Origin of the sequence: Actinomadura monticuli, assembly GCF_041463655.1 — a bacterium.
GTDB classification, from domain to species: domain Bacteria; phylum Actinomycetota; class Actinomycetes; order Streptosporangiales; family Streptosporangiaceae; genus Spirillospora; species Spirillospora monticuli.
Genome location: NZ_JAXCEI010000010.1, coordinates 97,854 through 122,694, shown reverse-complemented (window position 1 = coordinate 122,694; position 24,841 = coordinate 97,854). Strand labels below are relative to the sequence as shown.

Below are 24,841 nucleotides of genomic sequence, written 5' to 3'. Positions count from 1 at the left end.
CGCTCTCACGCCCCGGCGACAGAGCCCTGGGGGCGGGCGCGGCGGCGGCCCCAGCGGCGGAGTTCGTCGGCGCCCCAGACGATGAGCGGGAACGCGGCGATGATGGCCAGGACGTCCCAGGGCAGGGCGGCGGTGCCGAACAGGTGCTGCAGCGGCGGAAGGTAGATCAGGGCGGCGGCGAACAGCAGCTCGAAGGCGATGCCGGCCAGCAGCAGCGGATTGGTGGCCAGCCCCACCTCGCGGAGTGAGGCATGGTCGGTGCGGGCGGCCATGGCGGTGCCGATCTGGCAGGTGACCAGGCCCGCGAAGGTGGCGGTGGTGGCGGTCAGGTAGGCGTGGTGCAGGGCGGTGCCCGCGCCGGTGGGGTCGCCGGGGTGCCAGCCGGCGCGCCACAGGACGTAGAAGAAGGCCAGCATGACCAGGGCGGCGGAGACCAGGCCCAGGTAGCCCCAGGCGCGTATCAGCATGTCGCGGGAGATGACGCCTTGGGAGGACCGGCGCGGCGGGCGGTTCATGATGCCCGGCTCGGCGGGTTCGCGGCCGAGCGCGAGCGCGGGCAGGGTCTCGGTGCCCAGGTCGATCGCGAGGATCTGCAGCACGGTCAGCGGGAGGGGTACCAGGCCGCCGCTGAGCGCGAACACCAGGAACGGGACGATCTCCGGGACGGCGTGCGCGAAGATGTACAGGATGAACTTGCGGACGTTGTCGTAGACGCGGCGCCCGGATTCGATCGCGGTGACGATGGTGGCGAAGTTGTCGTCGGTCAGCACCATGGTGGACGCCTCGCGGGCCACGTCGGTGCCCGAGCGTCCCATCGCCACGCCGATGTGGGCCTGGTGCAGGGCGGGCGCGTCGTTGGCGCCGTCCCCGGTCATCGCCACGATCTGCCCGTGCGCGCGCAGCGCGTCGGCGACCTTCAGCTTGGTCTCCGGGGACGAGCGGGCGAAGACGATCTCGGCGTCGCCGGTCAGCAGCTCGTCCAGCTCGTGGTCGTGGATCTGCTCGGACTCGGCGACCACGTGCAGGCGGGGGGCGCCGATGCCCACCTCCGCCGCGACGGCGGCCGCGGTGGCGCCGTTGTCGCCGGTCACGATGTGGACGCGCAGCCCCGCGTCATGGCAGCGGCGCACCGCGTCGGCGACCTGCGGGCGCGGCGGGTCGTAGAGCCCGACCAGGCCGAGGAGGCGGAGCCCGGTCTCGGCGTCCTCCCGGCGCTCGGGCGCCTCGGCACCGGGCGGCAGGTCCCGGGCGGCCACCGCCAGCACCCGCAGCCCTCGGCGCGCGAGGTCCTCGACGACCTCCATCACCGCGGCGCGGTCAGCGCCGGTGGTGCGGGCCAGGACGGCCTCGGGCGCGCCCTTGGCGTAGACGGTGAGATGGTCGCCGCGCTGCCCGGCCGTGGACATCAGCCGCAGCCGCGCGTCGAACCGGAAGATCGCGCGGCGCCGCTCGTCGCGGGCGGCCAGCCGCGCGGCGGCGTCCGGCCCCGCCCCCTCGACCAGGGCGATCTCGGTCGGGTCGCCCTGGAGTTCGCCGTCCTCGCCGTAGGAGACGGTCGTGCATTCGGTCATCGCCCGCGCGAGTTCGGCGGGCGGCGCCTCGCCGGTGACGGTTCCGGTGTCCGGGGTCCAGTGGGCCTGGAGGCGCATCCGGTTCTGGGTCAGGGTGCCGGTCTTGTCGGTGCAGATGACGTTGGTGGAGCCGAGCGTCTCGACCGCGCTGAGCCGCTTGACGACCGCGCCCTGTTTCGCGAGGACGCGCACGCCGACCGCGAGGGCCAGGGTGATGGTCGGCAGGAGGCCCTCGGGGACGTTGGCGACCAGCAGCCCGATCGCGAACATCAGGGCGTCCCGCAGCGGCAGCCCGACGAGCGCGCCGATCAGCAGGAACACCGCGCCCATGCCGACCGCGACCGCCGCGATCAGCCAGGCGACCTTCTTGACCTGCACCTCCAGCGGACTGTCGCGGCGCGGCGCGCGCTGGCTGAGCGCGGCGATGCGCCCCAGTTCGGTGTGCCCGCCGGTCGCGTACACGATCGCCCGCGCCTCGCCGCCGGTGCAGGTCGTCCCGGAGAACACCAGGTTCGGCTCCCGCAGCAGCGGGACGCCCTCCTGGGCGGGGGCCGCGACCCGTTCCACCGGCGCCGACTCGCCGGTCAGCATCGACAGGTCGACCTCCAGCGCCCCGTCGGTCAGCCGGGCGTCGGCGGGGATCTTGTCGCCCTCCGCCAGCACGATCAGATCGCCCGGCACCAGCCCGACCGCCTCCACCGCCTGCCTCTGCCCGTCCCGGACGACGTGGGCCTGCTCGGGCAGGTAGGCGGCCAGCGCCTCCACCGCCCGTTCGGCCTGATGCTCCTGCAGCAGCGCGAACAGGGCGTTGATCAGGATCACCGCGAGGATCGCCCAGCCCAGCACCCCCATCCCGGCGATGAACGCCAGCGCGCCCGCGCCCCACAGCAGCAACGCCAGCGGATGGGCCAGCTGGCCCGACAGCAGCCGCACCAGCGACCGCTTCTCCCGCCGCCGCACCTGGTTGGGCCCGTACACCGCCAGCCGCCGGGCCGCCTCCCGCGCGGACAGGCCCCGGTCGTCGGTGCCGAGTTCTTTGCGGAGCAGCGGCAGCGGTTCTCGCGGATCGGCGCCTGGCTCGGCCGGGCCGGTCCCGGTGTCCGCGTGATGCCGTTTGGCGGGCATGGCTCAGCGCAACCGGCGCAGGTAGGGATCCCAGCCGCGGCGGGGCGCCAGCCGGACGCGGGCGTCCACGACCACCACCCCGTCCGGGCGGACGATCGTGGGGTTGAGGTCGAGTTCGGTGATCTCCGGATGGTCGGCCGCCAGCCTGGACAGCCGCAGCAGCACTTCGCGCAGCCGGTCGACGTCACCGGCCGGGCGGGCCGGGTGTCCCCGCAGCAGGGCCGACGACCGGGGAGCGTGGATCAGCTCGTCGGCGTCGCGGGCCGTCAGCGGCGCCAGCCGGGCGGCGCGGTCGGCCAGGGCGTCGGCGTCGACACCCCCGGCCCCGAAGATCACCACTGCCGCGAACACCTCGTCCTGGACGGCGCCGCACAGCACCTCGACGCCCTGACCTGCCATGACCTGGACGAGCATGCCCTCCAGACCCGCACCGAACCGCTCCGACAGCCGGCGGGACGCGGCACGGACGGCCTCTTCCCCGTCCAGGCCCAGCTCCAGCGCGCCCGCCGCGGACTTGTGCACCACGCCCGGCACGTGCGCTTTCAGCGCCACCGGGACGCCCAGGTCGCGGGCGGCGGCGACCGCCTCGTCCGCGGTCGGGGCCCAGCGCCATGGGGCCACCGGCAGCCCGTAGGACTCCAACAGGCGGTACGTCTGGGCGGGCGGCAGCCAGCCGCCGTCCGGCTCGCCGGCCAGGAAGCCGCCGATGATGCCGGCCGCCTCGTCCGGACGCAGGCCGGGCAGCGTGGGCGGCGGCTCATGCGGGAGGTCTCGCCCGCGCGCGTACCTCCAGGCGTGGGCGAGCGCTCGGGCGGCGTTCTCCGGATAGGCGTAGCACGGGACCGCGCCGTCGTTGATCGTGACCGTCTCGGCCTGCCCCAGCACCACCGCCGCCATCGGCTTGCCGCACTCGCGCAGCGCACCCCGCAGGTCGCCCAGCGCGGTCGGGACCACCAGCGCCAGCACGGCGTCCACGGCGTCGTCGGCGGCGACCAGGTCGATGGCCTCGCGGAACGCTTCGGCGGAGACGGCGGCCGTGGTGTCGACGGGGTTGCCGGCCGCCGCGCAGGACGGCAGGACGCGGGCGACGACGCGGCGGGTGGCCTCGTCCAGCACCGGGACGGTCAGCCCGGCGTCGGCGCAGGCGTCCGCGGCCAGCACCCCGGCGCCGCCCGCGTTGGACACCACCGCCACCCGCGGCCCGGCCGGCAGCGGCTGGGTCGCCAGCAGCGCGGCGGCGTCGACCAGTCCGCCGAGGTCGTCGGTGGCCACGATGCCGGCCTGCTCGAACAGCGCCCGGCGGGTCAGCTCCGGGGTCGCCGCCGCCGCGGTGTGCGAGGCCGCCGCCCGGGTGCCGGGCGCCGACCGTCCCGCCAGGACGGTCAGCAGCGGCACCTTCGCGGCGACGCGGCGGGCCGTCCGGGCGAACTTGCGGGGGTTGCCGAACGACTCCACGTGCAGGACGCCGAGCCGGGTCGTCTCCTCCGACTCCCACCACATGAGCATGTCGTTGACGCTGACGTCGTACTTGTCGCCCACCGACACCAACGTCGAGACCCCGATACCCAGCCGGGACAGCTCCTCGACCAAAGCGATGCCGACACCGCCGGACTGGACCGCCACACCCGCGCTCCCGGGCGCGGCCCGGCGGGCGCCGAACGTCGCGTCGAGCCGGATCCCGGTATTGGCGATGCCCAGGCAGTTCGGGCCGACCAGCCGCATGCCGTACTCCCGGCAGGCGGCCAGCAGACCACGCCCCTGCTCGGCCGACAGCCCAGAGCTGATCACCACCAGCGCGCAGACACCGAACCGCCCGCACGCCGCCGCCACACCGGGCACCGACGGCGCCGGCACCGCGATCACCGCCAGATCAGGCGCCTCGGGCAGATCGGCGATCGTCGCCACGCACGGAACGCCGTGCAGTTCCGCCCCGGCACGGTGCGGGTTCACCGCGTACACGGCACCCCGGTAACCACCGGAGACGATGTTGCACAGCAGCTCGGCGCCGACCGTCCCGCGTTCACGGGACGCCCCGACGACGACGATGGACCGGGGCCGCAGCAGCGGCTCCAGACTCGCCACGTCCGCCTGCCGCTCCCGCTCGGCGACCGCGTCCAGATATCCCTCGTCACAGACCAGCGGGACCGTCAGCTCGACCACGCCACCGGACGTCCGCTGCCGGACGGCCATCCCGGCGTCCGCGAACACCCGCAGCATCGCACTGTTCTCCGGCAGCGTGTCGGCCCGGAAGGCCACCAGCCCGCCGGCGCGCGCCAGCGACCCCAGGTGCTCCAGCAGCAGCGTCCCCACACCCCGATGGTGCATCCGGTCCGCGACCGCCATCGCGACCTCGGCCTCCCCCGGCACACCGGTCGGCTCGTATTCGGCGACGCCGATCAGATCTCCGTGCAGCCAGGCGCCGAGCGCCGCGTGATCGGCGCCGTCGACCCGGCAGACCCGGCGGGCCACCTCGCCCGCCATCGCACGGTTGAGCCCGAAGAACCGCAGATACAGGCTCTCCTCGCACAGGCCCTCGTGCAGCTCGCGCACCGCGTCCACGTCCGCCGCGCCGAGCCGGCCGATCTCGACCTGCACCCCATCGGTCAACAGCGCGAACGCCCGCGCGCCGGAAAGCTGCTCCGTCATGCCTCCAGCGTCCGGCAGGACAGTGCGCCGATCAGCATCCCAAGGTCACCGGCGGCCGGGACCATGGTCCTCGCCCCTGGTCCGGCCACCAGGACGGCAGGGACCGAGGTCGCGGGTTCGGAAGGGCGCGGCTCATGAGCCTGAGAGCGGGAGCGTGACACGGAAGGTCGTGCGGTCGCCGGCGATGAGTTCGGCGCGTCCGCCGTGCGCGGCGGCCACCGCTCGGACGATCGCCAGCCCGAGTCCCGTGCCTCCGGCGTTGCGGGAGCGGCCCTGGTCGGCACGGACGAACCGGTCGAAGATCTCCTCCCGCAGACCGGTCGGGATGCCGGGCCCGTCATCCTCCACGTCGAGGACGACGGTGCCGCCGCGCACCGCGAGCTCGACCGTGACGTGGGTGCCGGGCGGAGTGTGGGTGCGGGCGTTGGCGAGCAGGTTCGCGATCAGCTGGTGCAGGCGCCGGGCGTCACCGGTGACGGTCACGGGCTCCTCCGGGAGCACCATCTCCCAGCGGTGCCCCGGACCGGCGGCGCGGGCGTCGGCGGTGGCGTCCAGGACGAGGCGGGTGAGGTCGACCGGGCGGTGGTCGAGCGGGCGGCCGGCGTCCAGGCGCGCGAGGAGGAGCAGGTCGTCGACCAGTTCGGACATGCGGACCGACTCGGCCTCGATGCGTCCGAGCGCGTGCCGCACCTCCGCCGGGACGGGCTCGGACGTGCGCAGCGCGAGTTCGGCGTGCCCGCGGATGGCGGCGACGGGAGTGCGGAGTTCGTGGCTGGCGTCGGCGGCGAACCGGCGCAGCCGCTCCTCGCCGGCGTGCCGGCGGGCGAGCGCGTTCTCGACGTGGCCGAGCATCCGGTTCAGGGCCGCGCCGACCTGGCCGACCTCGGTGTGCGGGTCGGTGTCGGGGGCCCGCTCCGGCATCGCCACCTCCCCGCTGGCCAGCGGCAGCTCCGTCACCCGGGACGCCGTGGCCGCGACCCGGCGCAGCGGGCGCAGCGTCAGCCGCACCCAGGCCGCCGCCGCGATCCCGGCGGCGGCGAGCACCGCGGCGAAGACGACCGCCTCCACCAGGATCAGGCGGTGCACGGTCTCCTCGGCGGGATGCAGCGGCAGCCCGGTGATCAGCACGTCGCCGTCGTCGCCGCGCACCGCCGCCATCCGGTAGTCGTCGAGCGCCGACAGCGACAGCGACCGGGCACCGCGGCCGGGCGGCACGGCGGCCAGGGCGCGCCGATCGGCGGCGGTCAGCGCCACGGGCTCGACGTCGCCGCCGCGGACGACCACGGCCTCCGTCACCGAACCGCCGAACAGCCGGGCGCCGAACGTTCCCGACGCCTGCCCGCGGGTGTCCGGGGCGTTGTCGGCGTCGCGGCGCCGCTCGTGCTCCAGGCTCGCCGGGAACCGGCCCCCGGACGCGGCCAGCTGCTCGTCCAGCCGGCCGACGAGGAAGCGGTCGAGCGCCGCCGTGGTGGCGATGCCGACGGCGAGGCAGCTCAGCGCGAGCAGGACGACCAGCCCGGCGGTGAGCCGGGCCCGCAGCGTCCGGGGGCCCCTCACGGAGCCTCCGGTTTCAGGACGTACCCGACACCGCGCACGGTGTGGATCATCGGCGCCCGGCCCGCGTCGATCTTCTTGCGCAGATAGCTGATGTACAGCTCGACGACGTGGGCCTGGCCGCCGAAGTCGTAGTCCCAGACGCGATCGAGAATCTGCGCCTTGGACAGCACCCGGCGCGGGTTGCGCATCAGGAACCGCAGCAGCTCGAACTCGGTCGGGGTCAGCTCGATCATCCGCCCGTCGCGGGTCACCTCGCGGGCGTCCTCGTCCATGGACAGCCCGCCGACGGTGAGCAGCCGCGCGGCCTCCGTCTGCCGGGTCATGCCGGCCCGCCGCAGCAGCCCGCGCAGCCGCGCCAGGACCTCCTCCAGGCTGAACGGCTTGGTCACGTAGTCATCGCCGCCCGCGGTGATCCCGGCGATGCGGTCCTCGACGGCGTCGCGCGCGGTCAGGAAGAGCACGCACACGTCCGGGGCCTCGGCGCGGAGGCGGCGCAGCACCTGAAGGCCGTCGATGTCGGGAAGCATCACGTCCAGCACGACCGCGTCGGGGCGGAATTCGCGGGCCGCGGCGACCGCCCCGGCACCGTCGCCGGCGGCCCGGACGGCCCAGCCTTCGGAGGCCAGCACGCGCGTCAGCACCTCGGCCAGGTCCGGTTCGTCGTCGACGACCAGGACCCGGACGGGTGTGCCGTCCGCTCGCCGAAGGCCCGCGGACCCGGGTTCGTCACTCGTCATGGTGCGGCCAGCTTCCCTCTCCGACCTCTGAGTTTCCTCTGAAAAGCCGCTGAAGGGGCGTCTTCCCCATGGTGTCAGAAGGAACTCAGAAACTGCGTTGGCAGGGTGGCCGGCATGACCACGACCAGACCCGACATCCCGCGGCCCATCACCCGGCCGCCGCGTCCCGCGCGGCGCGTCCCGTCCTCATGGCCGCAGGTCCTCATCTACGCCGGGGCCGTGCTGGTGCTGGCGCTGTGGTGGCGGAGCACCGGCTCCGTCGCCGGGCTGGACGGCTGGCTGACCGAGGCGGGGCGCGTCACCGGCCTCCTCGCGGGCTACGGATGCGCCGTCCTGCTCGCCCTGATGGCGCGGGTGCCGGCACTGGAACGCGGCGTCGGCACCGACCGGCTGGCGCGCTGGCACGCGATGGGCGGCCGGTACACCGTCTGGCTCGCCCTGGCGCACGTCCTGCTGATCATCTGGGGATACGCGGTGACCTCCCGTACGGACGTCGTCCACCAGACCGTGTCCGTGGTCCTCGACTATCCCGAGATGCTCAAGGGGACCGCCGGGTTCGCCCTGCTCCTGGGCGTCGGGATCACCTCGGCGCGGGCGGCGCGGCGCAGGCTGCGGTACGAGACATGGCACTACCTGCACTTCGCGACCTACCTGGCGATCTTCCTGGCCTTCTCCCACCAGCTCGCCAACGGCGCCCAGTTCGTCGGCAACGCCTGGGCGCGGGCCGCCTGGTACACGCTGTACATCGGGGTCGCCCTGCTCCTCGTGTGGTTCCGCTTCCTCACACCGGTCATCGGCGGGTTCCGGCACGGACTGCGGGTCGCCGCCGTCCACGCCGAGGCGCCCGGGGTCGTCTCCGTCTACATGACCGGACGCGACCTGGGCAGGCTGCGGGCCGAGCCGGGGCAGTTCTTCCGCTGGCGGTTCCTCGCGCCCGGCCTGTGGTGGGCCGCCAACCCGTACTCGCTCTCGGAGCCGCCGCGCGGGCACCGGCTCCGGATCACCGTCAAGGAGACCGGGGACCACAGCCGCGCTCTCGCCGGGCTCCGCCCCGGCACGCGGGTGTGGGCGGAAGGCCCCTACGGCGGCTTCACCGGCACGCGGCCCCACCACGACCGGGCGCTGCTGCTCGCCGGCGGCGTCGGCGTCACCCCGCTGCGGACCCTGTTCGAGACCCTCCCCGGCGACGTCACCCTCGTCTACCTCGCCCGCCGCCCGGAGGACCTGGCCCTGCGCCGCGAACTGGACGCCGTCGCCGCCGCCCGCGGCGCCCGCGTGCACTACTTCGTGGACGAGCCGTCGGAGTACTCGCTCCCGCTGACCGGACGCGCACTGCGATCGATCGTGCCCGATGTGCGGCACCGGGACGTCTACCTGTGCGGGCCGCCCGGCATGACCGCCGCCGCGCTGCGGGCCCTCCGCCAGGCAGGCGTGCGGCGCCGCCACATCCGCACCGAGTCGTTCGAGTTCTGAGAGGCCGAGCATGCACCGAGCCACGATCGCCACCGGGACGACCATCGCGGGCGTCGTCCTGCTGCTGGCGCTGAAACCGCACCACCAGGCGGTCCCGGTGACGCGCCCGCCCGCCCCGGAACCGTCCCCGTCCGGCGGAGGCGCGAAGGCCGCCGCCGCGAACGGGACCTACCGGGGCCAGAGCGTCGACACCGAGTACGGGCCGGTCCAGGTCGAGATCACGATGTCCAAGGGCCGCCTCACCGCCGTCCGGGTACTGCGCGCCCCTTCGGAGAACGGCCGTGACCGGGAGATCGCGGCCATGGCCGTCCCCCGGCTCACCCGGGAGGCCGTCGCGGCCGGCAGCGCCCGCATCGACGCGGTCTCAGGGGCGACCTACACCAGCGAGGGGTACATCACGTCCCTGCAGAGCGCCTTGGACCGCGCCCATGCCTGAGGCGATCCGCCACGTCGAGCACGTGATGGGGACGGTGGTCACCTTCGACATCCGCACGGGCCCCTCCCCCGCCGTCGCCAAGGCGCTGGAAGAGGCCGTCGCCTGGCTGCACCACGTCGACCGCGTGTTCTCCCCGTACCGGCCCGGCAGCCAGCTGACCGGCCTCGCCGAGGGCCGCCTCACGGTCGGCGAATGCGATCCCGACGTCGCGGGCGTCCTGCGCCGCTGCGCGGAACTGGAGCACCTCACCGACGGGGCGTTCACCGGCCGGCCCGGTGGACGGCTCGACCCCAGCGGCCTGGTCAAGGGATGGGCGGTCGAGCGGGCCTCCACGATCCTTCACGACGCCGGCGCCCTCGACCACTGCGTGAACGGCGGCGGTGACATCCAGGCGCGCGGGGAGTCCCGCCCGGGACGCCCCTGGCGGATCGGCCTCACCGATCCCCACCGCCGCGACCGGCTCATCGCCGCCGTGACCGGACACGACCTCGCGGTCGCCACCTCCGGCACCGCCGAACGCGGGACCCACATCGTCGACCCCCGCACCGGACGTCCCGCGGCAGGTCTCGCCGCGATCACTCTGGTCGGACGGCACCTCGCCGACGTGGACGCGCTCGCCACCGCCGGCTTAGCCATGGGCGGCGCCGCACGCGCCTGGACCGAGGCGTATCCCGGCGTCGAGGCACTGGCGGTGGCTTCGGACGGCTCCGCGTGGTGCACGACCGGTTTCGACGACATCGCCCTCTTCCTTCCACGCGAGGGCATGAGCCTCCCGGGCCGAAGCCAAGGCGACCGAAGTCCAGGGAACTCATGATTCCGCAGAGCAGCGCGAATTCCCTCCATCGGTCTCCGGGCCCTCGGTTTCCCGTCACCCGCATCGGCTATTTCGCAGGAGTCCGGTGAGACGTGGAATTGGCCTGCTTCGTGGGGCGGAAGGCGTCCAGGCCGATCAGGACCCCCGTCGCCAGCAGGACGCCGGTGAAGCCGGCAGCGGTCCACAGCACGACCTCGGCGGGCGCGCCCAGCGAGATGGCGCCCGACATGGCCGCCGCGCCGAAGGCGGACAGCACGAGATACCGGCGCCGCCCGGCCCGCCTGGCCGATACGGCCGGACCCGGAGGCCCGGCCGTGGCGCCGCCCCCGGTCCTCATGCCGGACCGGCGAACTGCGCGATGTCCTCGCCGGCCACTCCGTGCAGCCGATCGGCGAGGTCCGCCAAGGCCCGGCTGGCGGCCAGTTCCTCGCCGATCTCCGGGACCTCGCGGTCGACCGGGTTACGGCGCGCCCGGCCGTACCCGACCGGCTTCTTCTCGCCACCGGTGAACAGGACCGCGCGCGCGAGAGTGTCCGTGCCGTCCTCGCTGATGTAGAGCTCCACGCTCCACTGCTTGGCCTCCATGACGACCTCCTTCGCCTGGCCGCTTCCCTCTCCATCCTTCAGAAGCGGCGGCCGGCGAGGCAGGGCCGGAAGTCCCCTGCGGCCTGCCCGCCTACCGGGACCGGCCGACGACCGCGACCGGGCATTCCGCGTGATGGACCACGCCGTGTCCGACGGAGCCGAGGCCCGGCACGCCCCACCGGTGACCGCTCGCGCCGACGACGAGCAGATCGGCCGCCCGCGACGCCGCGGACAGGGCGGAGACCGGGTGCCCGACGAGCACCTCGTTCACCACCTCGACCAGCGGATACCGCTCGTACAGCGGGGCGTAGGCGGCGATGATCCTCGCACGCCGCTCGTCACTCATCCGGTCCTCGTCGAGGGGATATCCGGATTCGGCGAGGCTCGCCGAGATCTGCCAGGCGTGCACGACGCGCAGCCGTGCCCCGCGGACGGCGGCGGCGTCGAATGCGTACTCCAGCACATCGCCCTCCTCGCCCTCCATGGCGTACCCCATGGCGACCTCCCCGCGGGAAGTGCGCGTTTCCCCGCGAACGACCACGACCGGCACGGACGAATGCCCGGCCACGCGAAGGCTCACGGAACCGAGAAGGAGGCTGGCGAAGCCGCCGTGGCCGCGCTGGCCGACGACCAGCTCGAACGCGTTCTTCGACTCGTCCCGCAGTGCGTCCGGCGCCGCGTTGACCAGCAGCGCCGTCGTCACCCGCAGCTCGGGCCAGTGCGTCCGCACGTGTTCTTCGGCCTTCCGCAGGACGGAGCGGCCCGCACGTGACACGCGTTCCGACTCATCGGGCGGGACGAACCGGCGGACCTGATACGGCCAGATCTGCGCCGCGTGAACGATATGCAGCGGCCGGTGGCGCTGCGCCGCATCGGCGGCCGCCCATTCCACGGCACGCTCCGCAGCGCCGGATCCGTCCGTTCCCACAACGATCGGTGCGGACATGGCTCCTCCAACGATCAGGCATGTTCCACAGCCACTTCCACACTGATGAGCGCCGGCAGCCGGTCGCAAGGGACCAAGGTCCAGCATGGTGTGGAGCCCCCGGTGACACCGCAGGGCCGGATTGAGCGTCGCGTTCACCGACCGACCGTCGCGCCCGTGCTCGCGGCGGCACTGAGCCTCAGCCCCCTCGGGCCTGCATCAGCCGGCGTTCGACCGCGTGAGCGAACGCGCCGCCGTATGAGGTCGCCCGCGCACCGGCGCCCTGAAAGCCGACCCGATTTCGATCATGGGACGCGATTTATGCGTTTGCAGTCCCAGCTGAACTTTCCACATCGCTTCGGCGAGCGCATGGAACTGATAGAGCAGACGTCGCAGCATCGGCAGGTTTCCGGTTTCGGCTGTTGCGGCGGCATGTTCGGCAACGACCTTGAGCCGGTTGACGCGGCAGCCCAGAAAATGCTCGAGGGCATCACGGCGGACGCTTCCCGACAGGGCATCGAGCAGAATCGCCCCGGCGGCGCCCAACTCGACCATGACCTCCCCGGTGGCGGCGTGGACATCGACGTCCGCCTCCCAGCCGTCCTTCGCCAGAAGGCGAAGCCTGCCCAACGCCGGCAGGCAACGCCGGTGATGCTCTCGCAACCGCCCCTCCAACGGGGCTGCATCGACTGTGCCAACACCTGTGCCGGTCATGGTTGTTCAACCTTCCCTGCCGACGCCCCGGTCGTCGTGCGGTCAGCCCCATCGCGCGGGCCGTTGCCGTCGCGTACATCCAGCGTCGCGGCTGGAGCCGCACGCGAATAGGGATGGAGGTCCTGATTTGAGGGACGAAGGGCCCGCAGTTCATGATCCAGAGAATTGGGGCCGGCGCGGCAGGCCGCGTGGCCGAGGCGCACCACCATCTGAGGGTGCCCGCAGACCAGGTCGCGGCGTACCGCCGCCCGCAGGTAGGGCGGTTCCAGCGGCTGGGTGTGGAAGCCCGCGCTCACCTCCAGCGTCGCCGCATGCAGGAGGACATGCTGGAGTGCCCGGCCGGCGAGCAGTGACTACGGGACAAAGGTCCCTCTGTGGGCACTGTGGACGGTGGAACCATTTGGGGGACGGATCAGGATCATGTCCGGCCGCGTCGTCGCGGTGCGAGCACCGACGGGTATCCGGTTCGGAGGCGTACCCCTGAGGACGGGGCGGCAGAGAAGCCCACTCGAAGAGTGAGGATTGAGTCTGATGGCCGGTGGACTCCTGACGGACCTGTACGAAGTGACGATGGCGGCGAGCTACCTGCGCCGCGGCATGACCGGGCCGGCGACGTTCAGCCTCTTCGTCCGCGACCTTCCGCCCGGCCGCGGCTTCCTGATCGCGAGCGGGCTGGCCGACTGCCTGTCGTTCCTGGAGAACTACCGCTTCACTCAGGAAGATCTGGACTACCTCGCGACGGAGCAGCGTTTCGACGACACGGCGCTCCGGGCGCTGGAGCGACTGCGCTTCACCGGTGACGTCCGGGCGATCCCCGAAGGACGGGTGGTGTTCGCAGGCGAGCCCCTGCTCGAGGTCACGGCACCGATCGCCGAAGCGCAGCTGGTCGAGACCGTCCTGCTGAACCACATCACCTTCCAGACCACCATCGCCACCAAGGCCGAACGATGTGTGCGGGCGGCGGGCGGCGCGCAGGTCATCGACTTCTCCTTCCGCCGGACCCAGGGAATCGACGCCGCGATCGCCGTCGCCCGCGCCTCCCGCATCGCCGGCTTCGCCGGCACCAGCAACGTCGAGGCCGCCCGCCGATACGGCATTCCGGCCGCGGGCACCATGGCCCACTCCTACGTCGAGGCGTTCCCCGACGAAGCCGCGGCCTTCGCGGCCTTCACCACCGACTTCCCCGACCGCACCACCCTGCTGGTCGACACCTACGACACCCTCGGCGGCGTCGAAGCGGCCATCCGCGCGGCCCGCCGAGCGGGGCAGGCGCATCTCGCGGGAATCCGCCTCGACTCGGGGGACCTGGGCGCCCTGGCCTTCCAGGCTCGGCGCCTGCTGGACCAGGCGGGCATGACGCGGACGCGCATCGTGGCCAGCGGCGGGCTGGACGAGTACGGGATCGCCGAACTCGCCGCCTCCGGGGCACCGATCGACGTCTACGGGGTGGGCACGAGGATGGGCGTGTCCGCAGACGCCCCCTATCTCGACAGCGCCTACAAGCTCGTGTCCTACGCGGACAGGCCGGTGATGAAACTCTCCGCCGGGAAGGTCAACGCCCCCGGTGCGAAGCAGGTGTACCGGGGACCGTCGGGCGACCTCGTCACGCTCCGGGACGAGGACGCCCCCGCGGGCATGGAGCCCCTGCTCCTCCCCGTCATGAAGGCCGGGCGCCGGATCGCCCGCACGGAGTCGCTGACGGCCGCCCACGACCGGCGCGCCGCAGATGTCGCCGCCCTGCCCGACCAGGTCACCCGGCTCCGCCATCCCGAGACCGTTACCGTCACCCTCAGCCCGGAGCTCCAGCGCTGCCGGGACCGCCTCCGCTCGGAACTCGCCTCCCGTACGGAGGAGGCGGCACGGTCCCGGCGGGGCGTGGTGTCCTGAACACCGTGGCCTCGCGGGACGCCCGTTCAGGCGATGGTGATCGCCCCCTCCAGGCAGACGTCCAGGACGGCCAGGGGTTCGGGAACGTCGGCAGCTGGTTGCCGTGGGTCCGGCTGGCCAGGCAGGACTTTGGTCCGCCGATCTTGGGACGGACGCCCGGCGCCCGGCATGGCGACGCAGTGATCAGCTGAGATCGCGGCCCTCACGCCGCCGATGAGAGGAGGCGCTGATGCAAGCGCAACCGGCCCGCCGGAAACTGGGGTTGTGGATGGCCACGGCCCTGGTGGTGGGCAACATGATCGGTTCTGGTGTGTTCCTGCTGCCCAGTTCGCTGGCCGAGTACGGCCCGATCAGCCTGGTCGCCTGGGGATTCACCGCGACCGGGGCGATGCTGCTGGCCCTGGTGTTCGCCCGCCTCGCCCGCGCCCACCCCAAGACCGGCGGCCCCTACGCCTACGCACGCCGCACCTTCGGCGACTTCGTCGGATTCCAGACCGCCTGGGGCTACTGGATCGCGGTCTGGGCCGGAAACGCGGCGATCGCGGTCGCGTTCGTCGGCTACCTCGCCCACTTCTGGCCCGAACTGGGCGACAACAAGATCCTGGCCGCCGGCGTCGGCCTGACCGCCATCTGGCTACTGACAGCGATCAACGCCTACGGAATCCGCGGAGGCGGCGCCGTCCAAGTCGCCACCACCATCATCAAACTGGCACCACTACTCCTCATCGCCATCGGCGGACTGTTCTTCATCAAATCCGCCAACTTCGGAGAATTCAACGCCAGCGGCGACAGCGCATTCGGCGCGGTCACCGCGGCCGCCGCCCTGACACTATGGGCCTTCATCGGCCTGGAATCGGCGACCGTCCCCGCCGAGGACGTCAAAGACCCCCACAAAACCGTCCCCCGCGCCACCCTCGCCGGCACCACCGTCACCGCCCTGATCTACATCCTGGGCACCCTCGCCGTCCTGGGCCTGGTCCCCGCCGCCGCACTGGCCACCTCCACCGCCCCCTTCGCCGACGCCGCCGACGCCGCCTTCGGCGGCTGGGCCGCCGACCTGGTCGCCATCGGCGCCGCCACCAGCGCCTTCGGCGCCCTCAACGGCTGGATCCTGCTCCAAGGACAAATCCCCTACGCCGCCGCACGCGACGGACTGTTCCCCCGCATATTCGCCCGCACCACCCGCCGCGGCACCCCCACCGTCGGACTGGTCGTCTCCAGCATCCTGGTCACCGCACTCATGCTGATGAACTACAACGCCAGCCTCGTCGACCAATTCACCTTCATCATCCTGCTGGCCACCCTCACCACCGTCATCCCCTACGCCTACGCCTCCCTCGCCGAACTGGTCCTGCTGGCCACCGACCACACCGCCTTCTCCACCCGCCGCCTCACCCGCGACACCCTCATCGCACTACTGGCCTTCGGCTACACCATCTGGGCCATCGCCGGCTCCGGCTACGAAGTCGTCTACAAAGGCACCCTCCTCATCTTCGCCGGCATGCCCGTCTACGCCTGGCTGAAATACCGCGACCAGCGCACCACCGTCCAAGCCGTCGAAGCCGGCGAAACCGAACCCCCCGCACAGGCCGCTTGAGAAAGGCAACCCGTGTTCACCGTCTCCTCCGAGGTCGGGCGGCTGCGGCAGGTACTGCTGCACCGCCCCGACCTGGAACTGCTCCGCCTCACCCCGGCCAACAAGGACGACCTGCTCTTCGACGAGGTCCTCTGGGCCAAACGCGCCCGCCAGGAACACGACGTGTTCGCCGACACCCTGCGCGAACGCGACATCCACGTCCACTACCTCGCCGACCTGCTCGCCGAGACCCTCAAGATCGACCAGGCCCGCACCCATGTCCTCGACCAGACCGCATCCGACACCACACTCGGCCCAACCCTCGCCCACCCGGTACGAGACGCGCTGGACGGCATGGACCCGCAGACCCTGACGCGCCACCTGATCGGCGGGCTCACCAAGGCCGAACTCGACCTTCCCTCCCACAGCCTCCTGCTGTCATCACTCGACGACGGCGACTTCGTCCTGCCGCCGCTGCCCAACCACCTGTTCACCCGCGACCCGTCCGCCTGGCTCTACGACGGCGTCACCCTGCACCCCATGGCCAAGGCCGCTCGGCGCCGCGAGACCGTCCACCTCGCCGCGATCTACCTCCACCACCCGCTGTTCGCCGAGCAGAAAGCCCCCATCTGGTATCCCGGCACCGACTTCGCGCTGCCCTCACTGGAAGGCGGCGACATCCACGTCCTCGGCGACGGTCTGCTCCTGGTCGGCATGAGCGAGCGCACCACCCCGCAGGCCATCGAACTGCTCGCCCAGCGGCTGTTCACCGCCGGCCGGGCACGCCACGTCATCGCCGCGCAGCTGCCCAAGCGGCGCGCGTTCATGCACCTGGACACCGTCCTGACCATGGTCGGCCCCGACACCTTCACCGTCTACCCGGAGCTGCCGCCGCTGCGGTCCTACACCCTGTCGCCCGGCCACGACCAAGGCCGCGAGGTGCTCGTCCACGAGAACGAGGCGCTGTTCCCGGCGATCGCGCGTGCGCTGGGCCTGCCCCGCGTCCATGTGCTGACCGCGCAGCAGGACGTGCGGGCCGCCGAACGCGAGCAGTGGGACGACGGCAACAACGTCCTGGCCATCGCACCCGGCGTCGTCATCGCCTACGAACGCAACGTCACCACCAACACCATGCTCCGCCGCAACGGCATCGAGGTCATCACCATCCCCGGCGGCGAACTCGGCCGAGGACGCGGCGGCCCCCGCTGCATGAGCTGCCCCCTCCAGCGTGACGAGGTGACCCCGTGAAGGACCTCCTGCAGATCACGGACCTGACCGCCGGCGACCTGACCCTGCTGCTGGAGCTGGCCACCGGCTTCCAGGACGACCCCGGATCGGCCGGTCACCCGCTCACCCACCGCATCGTGCCGATGTACTTCGCCAAACCCTCCACGCGCACCAGGCTGTCCACGGCGGCGGCGGTGACCCGGCTCGGCGGCACCCCCATCGCCGTCGGACCGGACGAGCTCCAGCTCCGCCGCGGCGAGACCATCGGCGACACCGCACGGGTGATGGGCTCCTACGCCGCCGCGATCGTGATCCGCACGTTCGCCGACGCCGACGTCGCCGAACTCGCCGCGGCGGCGCCGATCCCCGTGGTCAACGCGCTGACCGACGGCCACCATCCGCTCCAGGCCGTCGCCGACCTCCTCACCGTCCAGGAGCATTTCGGCCACCTGCGCGGCCATCGCGTCGCCTACGTGGGCGACGGCGGCAACGTCGCCCGCAGCCTGATGGAGGCCGCGGCACTCGCCGGAATGGACGTCGCCGTCGCGTCGCCGCCCGGATACGAGCCGCCGGAGGAGGCCATCGCCTTCACCGCCACCGAGGCCGACCGGAACGGCGGCGGCTTCGTCCTCACCAGCGACCCCGCGGAGGCCGTCAAGGGCGCCTCCGTCGTCTACACCGACGTCTGGCTGTCCATGGGCGACGCCGAGGACGACAAGGCGCGGCGCCGGAAGGCGCTCACGCCGTACCGGGTCGACGAGCACCTCATGGCGCTCGCCCGCGACGACGCCGTCTTCATGCACTGCCTGCCCGCACACCGCGGCCAAGAGGTCACCGCCGGCGTCATCGACGGCGGCCGTTCCCTCGCCTTCCGGCAGGCCGCCAACCGGCTGCCCGCCACGCAGGCCGTCCTGTACGCGCTGCTCACCGACCGATTGAAGGGACAACGATGAGGATCGTCGCGGCCCTGGGAGGCAACGCGCTGCTCCGCCGGGGCGACCCGCTCGACGCGTCCGTCCAGATCGGGCGCATCCGGGAGGCCGTGCGCGGCCTGGCCGCCGCAGCGCCCGGGAACGAACTGGTCATCACCCACGGCAACGGTCCCCAGGTCGGGCTGCTGGCCGTGGAAAGCGCCGGCGACCCGGCGCTGTCGGCGCCCTACCCCCTCGACGTCCTCGGCGCCCAGACCCAGGGCATGATCGGCTACTGGCTCGCCCGGGAACTGCGCCGGGCCCTGCCCGGACGCGACGTCGTCGCCCTGCTCACCGAGACCGTCGTCGCCCCGGACGACCCCGCGTTCGCGCGCCCGACGAAGTTCGTCGGCCGCACCTACCCGGCCGCCGAGGCGCAGCGGCTGCGGGCCGAGCACGGCTGGGCCGTGCGCCAGGACGGAGCCGCCTGGCGCAGGGTCGTCCCGTCACCCGAGCCCCGCGACATCGTGGAGCTTCCCACCATCGCCCGGCTCGTCGACGACGGCTGCCTGGTCATCGCCGCCGGCGGAGGCGGCATCCCGGTGGACCCGGAGCATCAGGGAGTCGAGGCCGTGGTGGACAAGGACCTGACGGCGGCGCTCCTCGCCGAACAGCTCAAAGCCGACATGCTGCTGCTCCTCACCGACGTGCCGGCCGTCATGCACGACCATGGGACCCCGAACGCCGGACCCATCGGTCAGATCACCCCCCGGGCGTTGCGGGCGATGGATCTGCCGAGCGGGTCCATGGGTCCCAAGGCCGAGGCCGCGTGCCGCTTCGCTGAGCACCGCCGCGGCGCCGTCGCGGTCATCGGCTCCCTCACCGACATCCCCGCGCTTCTGTCCGGCGCCGCGGGCACTCGAATCGAGAAGCGGGGTCACGACGGACACAGAGATCCCGCAGCCGAACCCTCGTAATCTCGCCTCCAAATGGAGGAATGTTCACCCCCGGCAGCGATACGGCGCAGTGACCCTCATCCCTGATGCCGCCCGCCGCAGCCGCGGCAACATCGTGATCCACAGCACCAGACGGGCTGATCCGTGTTCTCCGTGGGCCGCGATCGTCACGCCTCAGGGTCCTTGGTCGACCTGGTCGCGGGTGGCGAGGAGAACGCCGGCACGGCCATCCGCGATCGCTTCGGAGAGTTCCATCATCCGCGACTGAGTCGTCTCGAGCCGCTCTACGAGGACACGGGCGAAGCGACGTGTCAGTTCGTAGCCCAAGGAGGGGTCGACGGCGCAGAGCGTCCGAAGGACCCACCTCGCGGGGACGGTCGGCTCTGACCTGACCCCCCGTCGCCGATGGCCGGCCTTGCGTCGGCGGCGATGCCGCGCGCTGACGCACAGCAGGACGCCCGCCGCGGGGGCGGGCGTCCTTGGTGATCGCCATCGGCTACTTCAGGAAGGGGAGCCGTTCGACCAGCGGGGTCTTGCCCCACCAGCGGCCAAGGCCCAGGGTGTCGCCGGCGCTGACCAGGGCCAGCCCGACGATCAGCAGCGCGTAGATCAGGTGGTCGTCCATGAAGACGTTGTTCTCCGGAGGCAGCACCGCCGACCACATCATGACCAGCAGCGCCGCGCCGCCGACCGCCGCGATCCGCATCCCGATGCCCAGGATCAGCGCCGCACCGACCCCCGCCAGCCCGACCATGAACAACCAGTCGGCCCACGCCGCACCGGCCAGATCGTTGTAGAACCCCGCGAACGGGCCCTTGGGAGCGTGCGCCAAGAACCCCTCGGTCGGGCTCCCGCCATCCAGCCAGCCCTTACCCGACGGGGTCGCGTGCCCCAGCCCGAACAGCTTGTCCACGAACGCCCACGCGAACACCCAGCCCAGCGCCAGCCGCGCCACGGCCCACACATAACGCGCGGCGGGCGACTCGGTCAGCGGCTCAGGCTTCACCACCCGGATCAAAGAGCCCCGCCCCACACTCGTCTTGTGCTCGGAGACTGCCATCGCCGTCTCACCCTCCATCACATCGCCGGTTCTTCCACCCCCAACTCAACGCCACCCGCCACCGGCGCCGTAGATCCGTTCGGCGCAAGATCGAAGGGACCAAGGTCCCTGGCGTACGGGCCTATGCGGGGCCGGAACGTCCCTTCGCCGTGGCATGGATCGAGCCGGCCGGCACAGCGGACAGGCGGCTCACGGGTCTGTGACGCTGCTCAGGCCTCGTTGAGGGGGACCTGCCAGGTGAGGACCGTCCCGCGCTCTGGACGCGGTCGGGCAGCGAAAGAACCACCGAGTTTCTCGGCCCGCTCACCCATGTTGCGCAGGCCGCTGCGGCGGCCCCCTTCGGTGATGCCGACACCGTCGTCCTCGACGCGCAGCAGCAGTTCGTCGTCGACATCGATGGCCACGGTGACCTTTGAGGCGCGGGCATGGCGGGCCACATTCGACAGGGCCTCGCGGACGACCGCCTGCAGGTGCTCGCCGATGTCGTCGTCGACGGCGGTGTCCAGCAGGCCGTCCAACCGCACCGACGGAGCAAACCCCAACTGCTCGGCGGCGGCGTCCACCAGCGCATGCACCCGGCTACGCAGCGATTCGGCGTCCACCGGCGCCTGCAACGCGAAAATCGTCGAACGGATCTGCCGCATGGTGTCGTCCAGATCATCCACCGCCCGCTGGATCCGGACCGCCACCTCCCGCTTCTGCGTGATCTTGATCGCGGCCATCAACGTCATCGCCGTCGCGAACAACCGCTGGATGACGGTGTCATGCAGATCCTTGGCGATACGGTCACGATCCTCCAGCAGCGCCAGCCGCTCGGTATCACGACGCCGACGAGCCAGCTCCAGCGCCACCGCCGCCTGCCCCGAAAACGCCTCCAGCAACCGCTGCGAAGCCTCCGAGAAAACAGACCCGCCCGGCGGGTTGATCACCGCCAGCACGCCCTGCGCCGAGGAGCCGAGCCCCAACGGCACCACCAGCAGCGGCCCGACCGGCACCCCCGACGCCCCCGCCGGAGACTCCACCGCCCCGACCGCCTGACTCCCATCGGCCAACCGCCGCGCGACCCCCTCCTCAAACACCACCCCCGCCACCGGATGACCCCGCGGCACCCTCAACCCCGCCACCCGCTCCGCACCCTCACCATGCGCGGCCTCCACCACGAACTCCGCGCCGCCCTCCTCCAGCAACGCCACCGTCGCCAGCCCCGCGTCGGTGATCTCACCGGCCCGCTGCGCCACCAGCGCCGTCACCTCCTGCGGATCGGTGCCCGACAACAACGCCGTGGAAATCTCCGTTGACGCCTGCAACCAGCGTTCGCGGCGCCGCGTCTCCTCGTACAGCCGGGCGTTCTCGATCGCCACGCCCGCGGCCGTGGCCAGCGCGGTCACCACCACCTCATCGTCGTCCTCGAACTCCCCGCCGCCGGCCTTCTCGGTCAGGTACAGGTTCCCGAACACCTCGTCGCGCACCCGGATCGGCACCCCGAGGAACGTACGCATCGGCGGATGATTCGCCGGGAAGCCCACCGAGTCGGGATGCTCGCCGAGGTCGGGAAGCCGGATCCCGCGCGGCTCACGGATCAGCAACCCCAGAATGCCGTGCCCATGCGGCCAATGCCCGATCGCCTCGATCCCCCCGTCCCCCACCCCGACGGTGATGAACTGGACAAGCCGCTCCCCCTCCTCCCCGATCACACCCAATGCCCCATACCGCGCGTCGACCAGGGTGGTCGCCGCCTCGGTGATACGCCGCAGCACCGACTCCAGATCCAACTCACCCCCGATCGAGACCACGGCCTCCAGCAACGCGTGCACACGATCACGCGTCGCCCGCGCCGCCTCCAACCGCGCCTGCAACTCCGACAGAAGATCATCCAACTGCAACTGCGGCAGAACCAGCCTGGCCCGATCGACACCAGACCCCGAATCCTCGATCATGCCCCCAGTATCCCCGGCACCCGCGCGCGATGTCTGCCCCCGGCCACCCGCACCAGGCGCCCGCTCATGTCGCCTCGATCACCTCCTCCACCGGCCGACGAACCGACTCCAGCCCCTCCCCCTCCGCGACACCCAGACGCAGCAGCATCTGCGGATGCCCGCCACCACAAAAACGAGCACTGATGAACGCCCGCAACTCCGGCACCTCGAGGGCCTGGGTGTGGAAGGCCACCGCCAGGTCACCTTCCGCGGCCCTCAGCAGCAGACGCTGCATCGCCTGCCCCGAACGCAGCCAGTCGGCGGGCGCATCACCTCCCGACACCAGCAGCAGCGCCAACCCCACCACCCCCGCACCCACACCCGGCGCATCCGGTGCGACCTGCACACCCCACCCATGACCCCGCGCGAAATCGCGGTCCGCGAAGTGCGGCACGGTCTGCGGGACGGCCTGCGGACTCCGCTGCGGGTACGCGCCCTCCTGGACGCCGTCCGCCCGACCCGTCCGGGGCGAAGGCGCCCACCGGGCCATCTCCGCCGTGTGCGCCGGAATCCGCTGCTGGACGTGCTCGGCCGCCTCGGTCAGGGCCGCCAAGGCCCCCTTGACGTGTGCGTCCACCGCCTCGACCAGCCGGGCGCCCTCACGCTCGGCGTCATACCGCATGGCGGTGAGGACACCCGCGGGCACCGGATCCGGGCGGAATCCGCCCCGATGGGTGCGGCGGCGCCGGATCTGGGCACGCTCACGCAGGGCCTGCTGATCCGCGGGCTCCCCCGGCTCCAGGTCGACGTCCGCCAGAAGGTGCGGACGATCAGGATCGGGCAGCATCCGCACCCGCGGCGCATAACCGAGCGCGCGCAGCGAGCACCTCAGGTTGTACAGCGCCGCACCGCAGCTGATCAGCATCTCCCGGCCGTCCGGATCCGCCACGTCCAGACGCCGGTCGGCATCCGCGCTCAAGCTGATCCGGGCCCCGTGCAGGCCGAACCGCCACGGCTGGGTGTTGTGCACCGAAGGCGCCCACACCGCATCCTCGACGGCCCTGCGGGCATCCACCGAAACCTGATCGGACGGACCCACCCCGTCGCTGTACCCCATGGCTACTCCCTCCCAGGTCTGCTCTCCCCACTCATGCCCGGAAAGCGAGGCAACCTGCAGGGACGAAGGTCTGCCGTCGCCGGGACGTCCGTGCTGGCGGGCCCCACACGCGTTCAGGGGCTTCCATGCACGATGGCGACGGGCGAGTGGGCGCGGTGCAGCATCGCTTGGCCGACCGACCCCAGCAGCAGACCGGCGAAGCCGCCGTGCCCGCGCGATCCGACGACCAGCAGATCGGCGCGGGCGGACGCCTCGGTCAGGACCGAGCCCGGCCTGCCGCGGACGGCCTCGGCGACCACCTCCACTTCGGGGTACTTGCTCCGCCATCCGGCGAGCGACTCGGCCAGCAGGCGCCGCGCGTCCCCGGCGAGGATCTCGCGGTCGTAGACCAGCGGGAGCATGTCGCCGGGGCCGGTGGAGACGGGATGCGTCCAGGCCAGCAGTGCCCGCAGCCGGGCCCCGCGCACGGACGCCTCCTCGAAGGCGAACCCGATCGCGCCCGCTCCGGCGGGCGAGCCGTCGACGCCGAGCACGATCTCGCCGTGCTCGGACGGCTCGTGGGCGCGGACGACCACCGCGGGGCCGGGCGCGTGCGCGGTGACCTGCATCGCCGTCGATCCCAGGACCAGGCCGGCGAGTCCGCCCCTGCCGCGCGCGCCGGTCACGAGCATGATCGCGTCCCGGGCCCGCTCGATGAGCACCTTGGCGGGCTGTCCGCCGGCCTGCTCCCCCGTCACCCTCAGGCCGGGCGCCCGCTCGGCGGCGCGCGCCGCTCCGACGTCGACGATGCCCCGGCCGTCGTGCAGCATCCGCTCCCGGACCTGCGCGGCCCCCGGGTCGTCCGGGACGTCGAACAGCCAGGGCGTGACGACGTACACCACGTGCAGCGACGCTCCTCTGCGGGCGGCCTCGCCGGCGGCCCAGTCGACCGCGAGCAGGCTCGGCTCCGACCCGTCCGTGCCCACGATGATCTTGTTCATACGGTGACGCTCCGCAGTTCGCGGGCGATGCCGGCGGCCCACTCGGCCACCTGGTCGCGGTCCCGGTAGTCGCCGCCGCTCCGCTTGGCGATCTTCGACGCCAGGAACCCCTTGGCGTCCGGGGCCAGGCGTCCGCCGAAGGTGGCGTGGCCGCGGGCGTGCAGCCGCTCGGCGATCTTGGCCACGCCCGGGACGGGGTCGATCGCGCGTTCCTGCGCGGTGCGGTCCAGCGGACCGCTGCTGAACAGCCACACGGGCCGCCGCGCCAGGTCGCCGGCGTGATGCCGGACGAAGCGCCGGGCCTCCCGGTGCCAGCGCCCCTCGTACAGCGCGCCGCCGACGACGACGGCGTCGTACCCCTCCAGCTCGGAGACCTCCCCGGCCGGACGCACCTCGGCCTCCACACCCGCCCGGCGCAGTGCGGCGCCGATCCAGTCGGCGATCTCGGCGGTTCCTCCGCGCTCGGAGGCGTGCGCCACCAGCACTCGGATCATGACGGCTCCTTCGGGTTCGGGTCGCGCTCATGACCGACCGCGACCGGGCTCGGTACAACTCGGCGGTCCATCGAGATCGCCTCCTGGCTTCTCAGCCTCACCGATCGGGGCCGTCCTGTTCAGGGGCGTCGGTC

Annotated in this window: 22 protein-coding genes; 9 read left to right on the top strand and 13 right to left on the bottom strand. The window is 72.5% G+C overall.

Going from position 1 to position 24,841, the window contains the following annotated elements; all coding sequences use genetic code 11:
• Positions 1–5: 5 nt before the first annotated feature.
• The 4 genes from SM611_RS23020 to SM611_RS23005 form a co-directional block, all read right to left on the bottom strand.
• Positions 6–2,696, bottom strand: coding sequence for a cation-translocating P-type ATPase (locus tag SM611_RS23020; protein ID WP_371951958.1), 2,691 nt, complete (start codon positions 2,694–2,696; stop codon positions 6–8).
• Positions 2,697–2,699: 3 nt separating this feature from the next.
• The gene (locus SM611_RS23015; RefSeq protein WP_371951957.1) at positions 2,700–5,342 is read right to left on the bottom strand and encodes a bifunctional acetate--CoA ligase family protein/GNAT family N-acetyltransferase; all 2,643 of its coding nucleotides are present in this window, start codon (positions 5,340–5,342) and stop codon (positions 2,700–2,702) included.
• A 132-nt stretch (positions 5,343–5,474) separates the two neighbouring features.
• Positions 5,475–6,899, bottom strand: a complete 1,425-nt coding sequence (locus SM611_RS23010; protein WP_371951956.1) for a sensor histidine kinase — start codon at positions 6,897–6,899, stop codon at positions 5,475–5,477.
• A complete protein-coding gene (locus tag SM611_RS23005; RefSeq protein WP_371951955.1) occupies positions 6,896–7,636 on the bottom strand; it encodes a response regulator transcription factor in 741 nt (246 codons plus the stop codon). Before SM611_RS23005 ends, SM611_RS23010 begins: the two co-directional genes overlap by 4 nt.
• A 114-nt stretch (positions 7,637–7,750) precedes the next feature.
• On the opposite strand from SM611_RS23005, the gene SM611_RS23000 reads away from it, so the two are divergent.
• Genes SM611_RS23000 through SM611_RS22990 form a run of 3 tightly spaced genes read left to right on the top strand, consistent with a single transcriptional unit; the run spans position 7,751 to position 10,359 of the window.
• Positions 7,751–9,109: a ferredoxin reductase family protein gene (locus SM611_RS23000; RefSeq protein WP_371951954.1), complete on the top strand. Its 1,359-nt coding sequence runs from the start codon at positions 7,751–7,753 to the stop codon at positions 9,107–9,109.
• Between the two features lie 10 nt (positions 9,110–9,119).
• Positions 9,120–9,545, top strand: coding sequence for an FMN-binding protein (locus SM611_RS22995; RefSeq protein ID WP_371951953.1), 426 nt, complete (start codon positions 9,120–9,122; stop codon positions 9,543–9,545).
• Positions 9,538–10,359, top strand: coding sequence for an FAD:protein FMN transferase (locus SM611_RS22990; RefSeq protein WP_371951952.1), 822 nt, complete (start codon positions 9,538–9,540; stop codon positions 10,357–10,359). Before SM611_RS22995 ends, SM611_RS22990 begins: the two co-directional genes overlap by 8 nt.
• A 67-nt stretch (positions 10,360–10,426) precedes the next feature.
• Here SM611_RS22990 and SM611_RS22985 read toward each other — a convergent pair whose 3' ends face one another.
• From SM611_RS22985 to SM611_RS22970, 4 genes are all read right to left on the bottom strand, one after another.
• Positions 10,427–10,696, bottom strand: a complete 270-nt coding sequence (locus tag SM611_RS22985) for a hypothetical protein (RefSeq protein WP_371951951.1) — start codon at positions 10,694–10,696, stop codon at positions 10,427–10,429.
• The gene (locus SM611_RS22980) at positions 10,693–10,944 is read right to left on the bottom strand and encodes a DUF1876 domain-containing protein (RefSeq protein ID WP_371951950.1); all 252 of its coding nucleotides are present in this window, start codon (positions 10,942–10,944) and stop codon (positions 10,693–10,695) included. Before SM611_RS22980 ends, SM611_RS22985 begins: the two co-directional genes overlap by 4 nt.
• A gap of 91 nt (positions 10,945–11,035) precedes the next feature.
• Positions 11,036–11,890, bottom strand: coding sequence for a universal stress protein (locus tag SM611_RS22975; RefSeq protein WP_371951949.1), 855 nt, complete (start codon positions 11,888–11,890; stop codon positions 11,036–11,038).
• Between the two features lie 198 nt (positions 11,891–12,088).
• A complete protein-coding gene (locus SM611_RS22970; protein ID WP_371951948.1) occupies positions 12,089–12,583 on the bottom strand; it encodes a hypothetical protein in 495 nt (164 codons plus the stop codon).
• 215 nt (positions 12,584–12,798) lie between these two features.
• Between SM611_RS22970 and SM611_RS22965 the strand changes: the two genes are divergently transcribed.
• From SM611_RS22965 to SM611_RS22940, 6 genes are all read left to right on the top strand, one after another.
• Entirely contained in the window at positions 12,799–12,936 is a 138-nt protein-coding gene (locus SM611_RS22965; RefSeq protein ID WP_371951947.1) for a hypothetical protein, read from the top strand.
• A gap of 178 nt (positions 12,937–13,114) precedes the next feature.
• Positions 13,115–14,470, top strand: a complete 1,356-nt coding sequence (locus tag SM611_RS22960; protein ID WP_371951946.1) for a nicotinate phosphoribosyltransferase — start codon at positions 13,115–13,117, stop codon at positions 14,468–14,470.
• Between the two features lie 229 nt (positions 14,471–14,699).
• Positions 14,700–16,067 (top strand): amino acid permease, encoded by a 1,368-nt coding sequence (locus SM611_RS22955; protein WP_371951945.1) that lies wholly within the window; start codon positions 14,700–14,702, stop codon positions 16,065–16,067.
• A gap of 12 nt (positions 16,068–16,079) precedes the next feature.
• The gene (locus tag SM611_RS22950) at positions 16,080–17,294 is read left to right on the top strand and encodes an arginine deiminase (RefSeq protein WP_371951944.1); all 1,215 of its coding nucleotides are present in this window, start codon (positions 16,080–16,082) and stop codon (positions 17,292–17,294) included.
• Positions 17,291–18,226 (top strand): ornithine carbamoyltransferase, encoded by a 936-nt coding sequence (argF, locus tag SM611_RS22945; protein ID WP_371951943.1) that lies wholly within the window; start codon positions 17,291–17,293, stop codon positions 18,224–18,226. The genes SM611_RS22950 and argF overlap by 4 nt, the downstream gene beginning before the upstream one ends.
• On the top strand, positions 18,223–19,161 hold the full coding sequence (locus tag SM611_RS22940; protein WP_371951942.1) for a carbamate kinase: 939 nt from the start codon (positions 18,223–18,225) through the stop codon (positions 19,159–19,161). The genes argF and SM611_RS22940 overlap by 4 nt, the downstream gene beginning before the upstream one ends.
• A gap of 475 nt (positions 19,162–19,636) precedes the next feature.
• Here SM611_RS22940 and SM611_RS22935 read toward each other — a convergent pair whose 3' ends face one another.
• From SM611_RS22935 to SM611_RS22915, 5 genes are all read right to left on the bottom strand, one after another.
• Positions 19,637–20,200: a DoxX family membrane protein gene (locus SM611_RS22935; RefSeq protein WP_371951941.1), complete on the bottom strand. Its 564-nt coding sequence runs from the start codon at positions 20,198–20,200 to the stop codon at positions 19,637–19,639.
• Positions 20,201–20,409: 209 nt separating this feature from the next.
• Positions 20,410–22,137 carry a sensor histidine kinase gene (locus tag SM611_RS22930; RefSeq protein WP_371951940.1) on the bottom strand — a complete coding sequence of 576 codons (1,728 nt, stop codon included), beginning with the start codon at positions 22,135–22,137 and terminating at the stop codon, positions 20,410–20,412.
• Positions 22,138–22,201: 64 nt separating this feature from the next.
• Positions 22,202–23,233: an Acg family FMN-binding oxidoreductase gene (locus tag SM611_RS22925; protein ID WP_371951939.1), complete on the bottom strand. Its 1,032-nt coding sequence runs from the start codon at positions 23,231–23,233 to the stop codon at positions 22,202–22,204.
• 113 nt (positions 23,234–23,346) lie between these two features.
• Positions 23,347–24,213 (bottom strand): universal stress protein, encoded by an 867-nt coding sequence (locus SM611_RS22920; protein WP_371951938.1) that lies wholly within the window; start codon positions 24,211–24,213, stop codon positions 23,347–23,349.
• A complete protein-coding gene (locus SM611_RS22915) occupies positions 24,210–24,707 on the bottom strand; it encodes a flavodoxin domain-containing protein (protein WP_371951937.1) in 498 nt (165 codons plus the stop codon). Before SM611_RS22915 ends, SM611_RS22920 begins: the two co-directional genes overlap by 4 nt.
• Positions 24,708–24,841 lie beyond the last annotated feature (134 nt).

Coding starts and splice junctions, on each gene's coding strand:
- SM611_RS22920 (WP_371951938.1), bottom strand. CDS start 24,213: ATGAACAAGATCATCGTGGGCACGGACGGGTCGGAGCCGAGCCTGCTC.
- SM611_RS22970 (WP_371951948.1), bottom strand. CDS start 12,583: ATGACCGGCACAGGTGTTGGCACAGTCGATGCAGCCCCGTTGGAGGGG.
- SM611_RS22940 (WP_371951942.1), top strand. CDS start 18,223: ATGAGGATCGTCGCGGCCCTGGGAGGCAACGCGCTGCTCCGCCGGGGC.
- SM611_RS22985 (WP_371951951.1), bottom strand. CDS start 10,696: ATGAGGACCGGGGGCGGCGCCACGGCCGGGCCTCCGGGTCCGGCCGTA.
- SM611_RS23015 (WP_371951957.1), bottom strand. CDS start 5,342: ATGACGGAGCAGCTTTCCGGCGCGCGGGCGTTCGCGCTGTTGACCGAT.
- SM611_RS22930 (WP_371951940.1), bottom strand. CDS start 22,137: ATGATCGAGGATTCGGGGTCTGGTGTCGATCGGGCCAGGCTGGTTCTG.
- SM611_RS22990 (WP_371951952.1), top strand. CDS start 9,538: ATGCCTGAGGCGATCCGCCACGTCGAGCACGTGATGGGGACGGTGGTC.
- SM611_RS23020 (WP_371951958.1), bottom strand. CDS start 2,696: ATGCCCGCCAAACGGCATCACGCGGACACCGGGACCGGCCCGGCCGAG.
- SM611_RS22925 (WP_371951939.1), bottom strand. CDS start 23,233: ATGGGGTACAGCGACGGGGTGGGTCCGTCCGATCAGGTTTCGGTGGAT.
- SM611_RS22955 (WP_371951945.1), top strand. CDS start 14,700: ATGCAAGCGCAACCGGCCCGCCGGAAACTGGGGTTGTGGATGGCCACG.
- SM611_RS22935 (WP_371951941.1), bottom strand. CDS start 20,200: ATGGCAGTCTCCGAGCACAAGACGAGTGTGGGGCGGGGCTCTTTGATC.
- SM611_RS22915 (WP_371951937.1), bottom strand. CDS start 24,707: ATGATCCGAGTGCTGGTGGCGCACGCCTCCGAGCGCGGAGGAACCGCC.
- SM611_RS22960 (WP_371951946.1), top strand. CDS start 13,115: ATGGCCGGTGGACTCCTGACGGACCTGTACGAAGTGACGATGGCGGCG.
- SM611_RS22980 (WP_371951950.1), bottom strand. CDS start 10,944: ATGGAGGCCAAGCAGTGGAGCGTGGAGCTCTACATCAGCGAGGACGGC.
- SM611_RS22975 (WP_371951949.1), bottom strand. CDS start 11,890: ATGTCCGCACCGATCGTTGTGGGAACGGACGGATCCGGCGCTGCGGAG.
- SM611_RS23000 (WP_371951954.1), top strand. CDS start 7,751: ATGACCACGACCAGACCCGACATCCCGCGGCCCATCACCCGGCCGCCG.
- SM611_RS22995 (WP_371951953.1), top strand. CDS start 9,120: ATGCACCGAGCCACGATCGCCACCGGGACGACCATCGCGGGCGTCGTC.
- SM611_RS23005 (WP_371951955.1), bottom strand. CDS start 7,636: ATGACGAGTGACGAACCCGGGTCCGCGGGCCTTCGGCGAGCGGACGGC.